The organism is uncultured Flavonifractor sp., from assembly GCF_944387675.1.
Classification (GTDB): Bacteria; Bacillota; Clostridia; order Oscillospirales; family Oscillospiraceae; genus Flavonifractor.
This window is the reverse complement of the sequence record NZ_CALXFV010000082.1, coordinates 1-9,967: the sequence shown is the minus strand read 5'-3', so window position 1 is coordinate 9,967 and position 9,967 is coordinate 1. Positions and strand designations below refer to the sequence as shown.

Below are 9,967 nucleotides of genomic sequence, written 5' to 3'. Positions count from 1 at the left end.
CTGCTGGGCAAGCGGGTGGACTACTCCGGCCGTTCCGTTATCGTCGTCGGCCCCGAGCTGAAGATCTACCAGTGTGGTCTGCCCAAGGAGATGGCCATCGAGCTGTTCCGTCCCTTCGTGATGAAAAAGCTGGTGGAGGACGGTCTGGCCAACAACATCAAGTCCGCCAAGAAGATGGTGGACAAGGGCAAGGCCGAGGTGTGGGACGCCCTGGAGTTTGTAATCAAGGATCACCCCGTCATGCTCAACCGCGCCCCCACCCTCCACCGTCTGGGCATCCAGGCCTTTGAACCGGTGCTGGTGGAGGGCCGGGCCATCAAGCTCCATCCCCTGGTTTGTACCGCCTTCAACGCCGACTTTGACGGCGATCAGATGGCCGTTCACGTTCCTCTGTCCGCCGAGGCCCAGACCGAGGCCCGGGTGCTCATGCTCTCGGCCAACAACCTGCTGCGGCCCCAGGACGGCGGCCCCGTCACCGTGCCTACCCAGGACATGGTGCTGGGCTCCTACTACCTGACCTACGAGAAGTACCCCGAGCATGCCCCTGAGGAGACCTACGGGGATGTGGCGGCGGTAAAGGCCGCCCTGGCCGAGGGCAAGCTGAACCCCGACTCCTATATCTGGGTCAAAAATTCCAACGCCCTGGACGATATCCCCACTTATGCCGGCATCTGCGCCGAGACCGAAGACGGCCAGCTGCCCCGGGAGGCCCTCCACGTCTTTGCCGGGGACATTGAGGCCCGGCTGGCCTATGACGAGGGGGAGTTGGAGCTCCACGTACCCATCCTGGTCCGCCGGGAGGCAGAGGTGGACGGGCAGCTGCGCCACAAGCTGGTGCGCACCACTGTGGGCCGGCTCATCTTCAACGAGGGCATCCCCCAGGATCTGGGCTTTGTGGACCGCAACGACCCAGAGCAGGTCTTTGAGCCCGAGGTCAACTTCATTGTGGGCAAGAAGATGCTGGGCAAGATTATCGACAAGTGCATCAACAAGCACGGCTTCACCGTGTCCGCCACCGTGCTGGACACCATCAAGGCCAAGGGCTACAAGTTCTCCACCCGGGGTTCCCTCACCGTGTCCATCTATGACATGACCATCCCGGAGAAGAAGTATGGCCTCATCGAGAATACCGAGAAAGAAATCGTCAAAATTGAGCGGCAGTACAAGCGGGGCTTCCTCACCAACGAGGAGCGCTACCGTCTGGTGGTGGAGGCCTGGGAGAAGACCACCAAGGACGTCACCGATGCCCTGATGGCCGGCCTGGACCGGTACAACCCCATCTGGATGATGGCCGACTCCGGCGCCCGTGGCTCCTCCGCTCAGATCCGTCAGCTGGCCGGCATGCGCGGCCTGATGGCCGACACCTCCGGCCGTACCATCGAGATCCCCATCAAGTCCAACTTCCGGGAAGGTCTGTCTGTGCTGGAGTACTTCATCTCCTCCCGAGGCGCCCGGAAGGGCATGGCCGATACCGCCCTGCGTACCGCCGACTCGGGCTACCTGACCCGCCGTCTGGTGGACGTGTCCCAGGAGGTCATCATCCGCGAGCACGACTGCGGCACCGACGACGGCATCACCGTCAGCGAGATCGTGGAGAACGGCCAGGTGATCGAGACCTTCGGCGAGCGGCTCAAGGGCCGCTACCCGGTGGAGGACATCTGCGATCCCCAGACCGGCGAGGTGCTCATTGATCACCACACCATGATGACCGCCGACGACGCCAAGCTGCTGGAGAGCCACGGCATTCACGCGGTAAAGATCCGCTCCGTGCTTACCTGCCGCGCCCGCAGCGGGGTATGCTCCAAGTGCTACGGCATCAACCTGGCCATCGGGGAGCCGGTGGGCGCCGGCGAGGCGGTGGGTATCATCGCCGCCCAGTCCATTGGTGAGCCCGGCACCCAGCTGACCATGCGTACCTTCCACACCGGCGGCGTGGCCGGCGGCGACATCACTCAGGGTCTTCCCCGCGTGGAGGAGCTGTTTGAGTCCCGCAAGCCCAAGAAGATGGCCCAGCTGGCCGAGGTGGGCGGCAAGGTCACCCTGGAGGAGGCCAAGCGCAACTCCATGTGCAATGTGACCATCACCGCCGATGACGGCGAGACCGTCACCTACACCCTGCCCTACTCCGCCGGCCTGCGGGTCAAGGATGGGGACACGGTGGAAAAGGGCTTTGCCCTTACCGAGGGCGCCCTCTATCCTCAGGACGTGCTCCGTGTCCGCGGCATTCACGCGGTATATGACTATCTGATCCAGGAGGTTCAGAAGCCCTACCGCCAGCAGGGCGTGGACATCAATGACAAACACATCGAGGTCATCTGCCGCCAGATGATGCGCAAGGTCCGGGTGGAGGACGCTGGCGACTCCGACCTGCTCAGCGGCTCCACCATTGAGCTGATTGAGTATGAGGACGCCAAAGCCGCCGTTCAGGCCCGCATTGATGCCGGGGAAACCAACGACGGTCTGGAGCTGCGGCTGCCCACCTGCACCCGCCTGCTCATGGGTATTACCAAGGCCTCCCTGGCCACCGATTCCTTCCTGTCCGCCGCCTCCTTCCAGGAGACCACCAAGGTGCTCACCGAGGCGGCCATCAAGGGCAAGGTGGACCATCTGCTGGGTCTGAAGGAAAACGTCATCATCGGCAAGCTCATTCCCGCCGGTTCCGGCCTGACCATATACCGCAAGTACGACAGGATGGACGAGGAGGGGACCGCCCAGAGCGGCTCCGTGGAGGAGACGGAGGCGGAAGACGCCGCCCTTCCCGTGACCGAGTCCGTCGAGATGGAATGACCTGAACAGCAAGGACCCGGAGTAACATGCTCCGGGTCCTTCTCTTTTGATCGTGAGGTGTCACTATGAAGTCCCTTTCCCCCCTCTCCCTGACCTGCGGATGCTCAGGCCTTGTCCTGCTTGGTCTGAGCCTAGTACCTGTTTTGGGCCTGAGCACGGGTTCTCTCCCGGATCGTCTGGTGGTAGGCCTGCTGCTGTTGTCCGCAGCCACCCTGGCTCTGCTTCTGATGAGCAGTCAGAGCACCCCCCGGCTTTTCACTGCCATGCTCCCCGTCGGCCTGGCTTTCTTTCTGAGGGCGCTGATGCTCTCCTACGTTTCCTCCGATTACGAGATTTTCCTGTCCCAGTGGATTTCCGCGTTCCGGGAAAACGGCGGCTTTGCCGCCCTGCGGCTGTCCATCGGCAATTATAACGTTCCCTACCTCTATTTCCTGGCCGCCATCTCCTATTTGCCCATCCCAGATCTCTACCTTATTAAGCTGTTTTCCATTTTCTTTGATGTGGTGCTGGCCTGGGGCGGGGCGCGTCTGGTGCGCCGCTTCCGGGACGGAGAGTCCCCTGCTCCCCTGCTGTGCTTCTGTATTCTGCTGCTGCTGCCCACCGTTATGCTCAACGGCGCCTTTTGGGGACAGTGCGACGCCCTGTACGGCGGGCTGACCCTCCACGCCCTGGCCTGCGCCCTGGAGCGGCGGGGGGCCGCCTCCGCCGCCCTGCTGGGGATTGCCTTCTCCTTCAAGCTCCAGACGGTCTTCATCCTGCCCCTGTGGGCGGCGTTCTGGCTGGCGGGCCGGATCAAGTTCCGCCATCTGTTCTGTTTCCCCGCCGCCTACGCCGCCACCTGCCTGCCCGCCCTGCTGCTGGGCAAGCCCCTGAGAGATATTCTGGGGGTCTACGTGGGCCAGACCACGGAGGGGAGCGGCAGCTTGAGCTACAACAGCGCCTCTGTCTTCTCCTTCCTCCCCTACGGCGCCCAGGTGGAGGAAACTCCCCTGGCTCTGGCCGGTATTTTGGCCGCCTTCCTGCTGGTGCTGGCCCTGCTGGGCCTGCTGCTGTACTTCCGCAAATCGCTCTCGGATGCCGTCCTGCTCTCCGCAGGTGTGGTTCTGGCGGCGGGTGTCCCCTTCCTGCTGCCCTATATGCACGACCGGTATTTCTTCCTGGCTGATGTCCTCACCGTGGCGGCGGCCTGCGCCCTCCCCGGCCGCATCCCGCCCGCAGTCCTGGTGCAGCTGGCCTCCCTCAGCGCCTACCTGATTTATTTCCGACAGCAGTACACCTATATTTTGTACCTGGGCGGCAAAATCTTTCCCATGCTCCTGGAGTCTCTGCTGACCCTGACCACTCTGGTCTGGTCCTGTCTTCTCCTCTGCCGGGAACTGGGACGGACACAGTCCGCCGAAAAGCGCCCTCCCTCTTCCCCCTGAGACCGGTTCAGTATATTTTCCTGAAAAAAAGCCGAAAAGCGGTTGACTCTTTGGAAACAACGTGTTACAATTTGGTTACAGTTTTTAAAAATCAGTAACAGATCCACCCTGCAAGGAGGTACTATGTCAGCTCAAGCCATTCCTTTGACGTACAAGGGCCATCCTCTGCGCCGTAAGGACAGTCTGATCTACTACGGCAGCATGGCCGAGAAATATATCATCATGCTCCAGGTTCTGGAACAGAAAAAAGAAAACGACATGGACGTGGCCACCAAGGTATCCGTTCAGCTCCAGCTCACCGACCCGGATCTGAAAAGCCGGGACCGGGTGGTAAAAAAGACCGAGAAGGACAGCCTGTATGCCGCCATTGACGTGGCTTCCGTCTGGTTGGAACGGGCTCTGGCCAGCAAGTAAGCAGAAACCCACTCTGCCCCGTCTGCGCGGCGGGGCGCTATTCTGAACGGAGGAATTCACCAATGATACTGCCTGCCAAGCTCATGCGTACCGCTCTTCTGACCGTCGCTCTTTCCGCCGTCTGTGTGGTGGGCGCCTCCGCCGCCAGCGTGGGGGCCGGCACCGTCAACACCGACGCCCTCCGCCTGCGGGAAGAGGCCAGCACCTCCTCCACCATCTTGGCCACCGCCTCCAAGGGCGACACCGTGGTGGTGCTGGAGGAGGCCAAGGACGGCTGGTACAAAGTGGACTACAAGTCCGTGGAGGGCTATATGTCCGCCGACTACCTCACTGTGGCCGCCAAGGCGGATGTGACCATCGGCTACGGCCTGGTCCAGACCGGCGGTTCCACCCTGAACGTACGCAGCGGGCCTGGCACCGGCTATGACAAGGTCACTTCCCTGAGCAGCGGCGCGGTGGTCACCATTGTGGGGATTGACAACGGCTGGTACAAGATCACCACCAGCGGCGGTATCACCGGCTATGTGAGCAGCGAGTACATGGTCACCTGCAAGGACTCCGCCGGCTCCCGGGGGGACGGCACCGTAACCCCCGCTGCCAGCAGCCTGGGCCAGCAGATTATGGACTACGCCAAGCAGTATCTGGGCGTGCCCTACGTATACGGCGGCAACGGCCCCAACAGCTTTGACTGCTCCGGCTTCACCACCTATGTGTTCCGCCACTTCGGCTACACCCTGAACCGCACCGCCACCGGCCAGCTCTCCAACGGCACCTCCGTTTCCAAGAGCGAGCTTCAGCCCGGCGACCTGGTATTCTTCAAGGACGGGGGCAGCAAGCCGGTATCCCACGTGGGCATTTACATCGGCGGCGGCCAGTTCATTCACGCCTCCACCAGTACATATGAGGTTCGGATCAACGACTTGACCAGCGGCTACTACAACAACGTGTATGTGTATGCCCGCCGTGTCCTCTGAGCATTTGCCCGGCAGGCAGATGTAACCTCTTCCATCAAGCAACAGCGTGCGCGGGAACCGCGCACGCTGTTTTCGCGAAAGGATGAACGCTTTGAAAAATCAGCTTGCGCTGGGCCACATGCTGGCCCTGGCGGTGTCGGTGGTGTGGGGTACCACCTATATCTCCACCAAGGTGCTCCTGACCGCTTTCCACCCGGTGGAAATCCTGATTTTCCGCTTTTTGCTGGCCTGGGCCGTCCTCTTCCTGTGCTCCCCCAGGCCCTTGCTTCCCAAACATCTGAAGGAGGAGCTGCCCTTTTTGTGCTGCGGCCTTACCGGCCTGACCTTCTATTCCATGCTGGAAAATTACGCCTTGCAGTTTTCCCTGGCCTCCACCGTAGGGCTGATCATCTCCTCCTCCCCCATGTTCACCGCTCTGCTGCTGTGGGTGTGCCGCAGAGCCAGACGGCCGGGCAGCGCTTTTTTTGCGGGCTTTGTCCTGGCCATGGCCGGTATCGCCCTTATCTCCCTGGCGGAGGGCGAATCCTTCGACTGCGACCCCATCGGCATTCTGCTCTCCCTGGGTTCCGCTGTCTGCTGGGGCGGCTACGGGGTGTGCCTGGAGTGGGCGCACAGCAGCTCCGGCCTCAGTGATTTGCAGATTACCCGCAAGATTTTCTTCTGGGGCCTGCTGTTCACCCTGCCCTTCGTGTGGGGCAACGGACTGAGCCTGGAGCTGTCCCGCTTTGCAGACCCCGTTCAGCTGGGCAACACCGTCTACCTGGGCATCGGCGCCTCCGCCCTGTGCTTTTTGGCCTGGAACAGGGCCTCCGTCCTCATCGGACCCATCGCCACCAACGTCTACCTCTACCTCATGCCGGTGATCACTGTGGTGGCCTCCGTGCTTATCCTGCAGGAGCCCGTCTCCCTGCTGACCCTGGCCGCTATTGTGCTGATTTTGACCGGTCTGATGCTCTCCCAGCGAAAAAGCCGGCCCAGGACCTGAGGAAGCGCCGCCTCACTCAAATTCACGCTGTATATTTTCTCCCTTTTCCGCTGATACTAGCCACGGTATCTCAAATTTGAGGAGGCAGCGTATCCTATGATTCTTGACAAGATTGCCCTGATCCTGGCCATCATCGGCGGACTCAACTGGGGCAGCATCGGCCTGTTTCGGTTTGACCTAGTGGCCGCCCTGTTCGGCGGACAGACCAGCGTGGTCAGCCGCATCATCTACGCCCTGGTGGGCCTGGCCGCCCTGTGGTGCATTTCCCTGCTCTTCCGGGACACCCACCCCAAGGGCGACTGAGTTTCCCCCGTTCAGTCAAGGCCCATGTTGGGCCTTGACTTTTTTTGTCCTCTGAGATACACTACACCCCAGGGGGGTGTTCTTCTTATGATGGCAGACAGCAAAACCATCCTGCGGCTGTTGAAAACCGCCCGGGGACAACTGGACGGCATTTTGAAAATGGTGGAGGAGGACCGGTACTGCATTGACATTTCCCAGCAGTTGATGGCCACCGAGGCCATTCTCAATCGGGCCAACAAGGAGGTTTTGGCCGCGCACCTGAAGCATTGCGTGCAGCAGGCCGCCTCCCCCCAGGAGCGGAACGAAAAAATCGAGGAATTTGTCCAAACTCTGGGACGCATTTTAAAGTGACCTGGGACTTGTTCCATTGGAAAGTCTGGTGAAACCATGAAGCAGAAATTTGACGTTACGGGCATGACCTGCTCGGCCTGCTCCGCCCATGTGGAAAAGGCGGTGTGCCAGGTGGAAGGGGTGGAACGGGTCAGCGTCAACCTGCTGGGCGGCTCCATGCTGGTGGAATATCGGGAAAATACCACCGACGCCCGGCAGATCATCCAGGCGGTGACAGAAGCGGGCTACGGCGCCGCCCTGCCCCAGGCCAAGGCGGCCGCCGTCCCGGCCGGACGGGACGGGGGAATGGCGGAGGAGGCCGCGGGGATGAAGCGGCGGTTTTTTTCCTCCCTGGTCTTTCTGGTGCCGCTGTTCTACCTGTCCATGGGCCACATGATGGGCTGGCCCCTGCCCGCCTTCTTCCATGAGCCTGGCAACGTACTGGTGACCGCTTTTTTACAGTTCCTGCTCACCCTGCCCATTCTGTACCTCAACGACAAATACTACAAGGTGGGCCTGCGGGCGCTGTGGCATCGGGCGCCCAATATGGACTCCCTCATCGCCCTGGGTTCCGCCGCCGCCATGGTCTACGGGGTGGCAGCCCTGTTTCAGATCGCCTGGGGGCTGGGCCATGGAGACCTGGAGCGGGTAACCCGCTGGTCCATGGACCTGTATTTTGAGTCGGCCGGCATGATCCTCACCCTCATCACCCTGGGTAAGTGGCTGGAAACCCGCTCCAAGGGCAAGACCAGCGAGGCTATTACCCGCCTGATGGACCTGGCTCCCAAAACCGCCACCGTCCTCCGGGACGGCGCCGAGGTAGAGCTGCCGGTGGAGGAGGTACGGGTGGACGAGCTGGTGGTGGTGCGGCCCGGCGGCCGTATCCCGGTGGATGGGGTGGTGGTCCGGGGCCGCTCGTCGGTGGATGAGTCCGCCCTCACCGGCGAATCCCTGCCGGTGGAGAAGGGACCGGGCGACAAGGTGGCCGCCGCCTCCATCAATAAATCCGGCTCCTTTACTTTCCGGGCCTCCCGGGTGGGGGAGGACACCACCCTGGCTCAGATGATCCGGCTGGTGGAGGAGGCCTCCTCCTCCAAGGCGCCCATCGCCAAGCTGGCCGACCGGGTGGCGGGAATATTCGTACCCACCGTCATCACCATCGCCCTGATTACCGCCGGGGTGTGGCTTCTCGCCACCGGAGGGGATGTGACCCGGGCGCTTACCGCCGGGGTATCGGTGTTGGTGATCTCCTGCCCCTGCGCCCTGGGGCTGGCCACTCCGGTGGCCATTATGGTGGGAACCGGCAAGGGGGCGGAAAACGGAATTTTGATCAAGTCCGCCGAGGCGCTGGAGACCCTGCATACCATCCAGACGGTGGTGTTGGACAAGACCGGCACCCTCACCCAGGGTAAGCCGGTGGTGACCGACTGCCGGATGGCGGAGGATGTCACGGAGGAGGAGCTGCTGTGCGTGGCCGCCTCCCTGGAGAAACCGTCGGAGCATCCTCTGGCCGAGGCCATCCTGGCCGAGGCCCAGCAGCGCAATATTCCCCTGGCGCCTGTAGAGGGATTCTCCGCCGCACCTGGGCTTGGGATCACCGCCACCCTCCACGGCACCCCGGTGCTGGCGGGCAACCGGGCCATGCTGGAGCAGGCCGGCCTCCCTCTGGGCGACTTCGCCGGTCAGGCCGAAGCCCTGGCTCAAGAGGGGAAAACGCCCCTTTTCTTCGCGGAGGAGGGCAGGCTGCTGGGCATTGTGGCGGTGGCCGACACCCCCAAGCCCACCAGCGCCGGGGCGGTGGCCGCCTTCCAGGCCATGGGGATTGACGTGGTCATGCTCACCGGCGACAACCGGCGCACCGCCGAGGCGGTGGGCCGGGCGCTGAAGGTAAACCGGGTGATCGCCGAGGTGCTCCCCCAGGACAAGGAAAAGGCCGTGGCGGAACTCCAGGCCCAGGGAAAACGGGTGGCCATGGTGGGCGACGGTATCAACGACGCCCCCGCCCTGGCCCGGGCGGACGTGGGCATCGCCATCGGCGCGGGGACCGACGTGGCCATTGAGTCGGCGGACATCGTGCTGATGAAAAGCGATCTGATGGACGCGGTCTCCGCCGTCCGGCTGTCCAAAAAGGTGATCCGCAACATCAGGGAAAATCTATTCTGGGCCTTTATTTACAACATCATCGGCATTCCCCTGGCGGCTGGTGTGTGGTATCCTCTGTTTCACCTCCAGCTCTCCCCCATGTTTGCCGCCGCCGCCATGAGCATGAGCTCGGTGTGTGTGGTGACCAACGCCCTGCGGCTGAAGCTGTTCCGGCCGGAGCAATCGGATCCGCCCGCCTGCGGCGCTCCCCATATGAATTCAGAGAAAGGATGCGAGTGTATGACAACAAAAACCATGGTAATCGAAGGCATGATGTGCGCCCACTGCAAGGCCCACGTGGAGAAGGCGCTCAACGCCCTGGATGGGGTATCCGCCGAAGTGGATCTGGACTCCAAAACCGCCCGGCTCACCCTTACCGCCCCGGTATCCTACCAAGTGCTGACGGACGCGGTCACGCAGGCCGGCTATCAGGTGGTGTCCGTTCAGTAACCGGCCCCGCCTTTCGACAGTGGAGAAAGGTCCCTGCGGCGTATCAGAAAAGCCAAAACCTCCGGCTAAACCGGAGGTTTTGGCTGAGGCTGTCGAAAAAGTCCAGCTTAGGCTGGGCTTTTTCGTTTATAAGCGGTAAAATAGCAGAAGGTGGTGAG

At 62.1% G+C, this 9,967-nt stretch carries 8 protein-coding genes; all 8 read left to right on the top strand.

Going from position 1 to position 9,967, the window contains the following annotated elements; translation table 11 throughout:
- The coding region (locus tag Q0J74_RS08365; RefSeq protein WP_297213227.1) for a DNA-directed RNA polymerase subunit beta' at positions 1-2,787 on the top strand (2,787 nt) is incomplete at its 5' end.
- A gap of 65 nt (positions 2,788-2,852) precedes the next feature.
- On the top strand, positions 2,853-4,211 hold the full coding sequence (locus Q0J74_RS08360; RefSeq protein WP_297213225.1) for a glycosyltransferase 87 family protein: 1,359 nt from the start codon (positions 2,853-2,855) through the stop codon (positions 4,209-4,211).
- A 123-nt stretch (positions 4,212-4,334) separates the two neighbouring features.
- Complete coding sequence (locus tag Q0J74_RS08355) at positions 4,335-4,625, top strand: hypothetical protein (protein WP_297213222.1); 291 nt, start codon at positions 4,335-4,337, stop codon at positions 4,623-4,625.
- A 62-nt stretch (positions 4,626-4,687) separates the two neighbouring features.
- Positions 4,688-5,599 (top strand): SH3 domain-containing C40 family peptidase, encoded by a 912-nt coding sequence (locus Q0J74_RS08350; RefSeq protein ID WP_297213219.1) that lies wholly within the window; start codon positions 4,688-4,690, stop codon positions 5,597-5,599.
- A 91-nt stretch (positions 5,600-5,690) separates the two neighbouring features.
- On the top strand, positions 5,691-6,584 hold the full coding sequence (locus Q0J74_RS08345; protein ID WP_297213216.1) for a DMT family transporter: 894 nt from the start codon (positions 5,691-5,693) through the stop codon (positions 6,582-6,584).
- Between the two features lie 96 nt (positions 6,585-6,680).
- On the top strand, positions 6,681-6,887 hold the full coding sequence (locus Q0J74_RS08340; RefSeq protein ID WP_297213213.1) for a DUF378 domain-containing protein: 207 nt from the start codon (positions 6,681-6,683) through the stop codon (positions 6,885-6,887).
- Positions 6,888-6,974: 87 nt separating this feature from the next.
- Positions 6,975-7,238 carry a metal-sensing transcriptional repressor gene (locus Q0J74_RS08335; RefSeq protein ID WP_297213210.1) on the top strand — a complete coding sequence of 88 codons (264 nt, stop codon included), beginning with the start codon at positions 6,975-6,977 and terminating at the stop codon, positions 7,236-7,238.
- Positions 7,239-7,274: 36 nt separating this feature from the next.
- A complete protein-coding gene (locus tag Q0J74_RS08330) occupies positions 7,275-9,809 on the top strand; it encodes a heavy metal translocating P-type ATPase (RefSeq protein ID WP_297213208.1) in 2,535 nt (844 codons plus the stop codon).
- The last annotated feature ends 158 nt before the right edge of the window (positions 9,810-9,967 follow it).

What these genes read in the sequence shown, in the direction of transcription:
- Q0J74_RS08355 (WP_297213222.1), top strand. Translation starts at nt 4,335, where the DNA reads ATGTCAGCTCAAGCCATTCCTTTGACGTACAAGGGCCATCCTCTGCGC.
- Q0J74_RS08350 (WP_297213219.1), top strand. Translation starts at nt 4,688, where the DNA reads ATGATACTGCCTGCCAAGCTCATGCGTACCGCTCTTCTGACCGTCGCT.
- Q0J74_RS08330 (WP_297213208.1), top strand. Translation starts at nt 7,275, where the DNA reads ATGAAGCAGAAATTTGACGTTACGGGCATGACCTGCTCGGCCTGCTCC.
- Q0J74_RS08340 (WP_297213213.1), top strand. Translation starts at nt 6,681, where the DNA reads ATGATTCTTGACAAGATTGCCCTGATCCTGGCCATCATCGGCGGACTC.
- Q0J74_RS08335 (WP_297213210.1), top strand. Translation starts at nt 6,975, where the DNA reads ATGATGGCAGACAGCAAAACCATCCTGCGGCTGTTGAAAACCGCCCGG.
- Q0J74_RS08360 (WP_297213225.1), top strand. Translation starts at nt 2,853, where the DNA reads ATGAAGTCCCTTTCCCCCCTCTCCCTGACCTGCGGATGCTCAGGCCTT.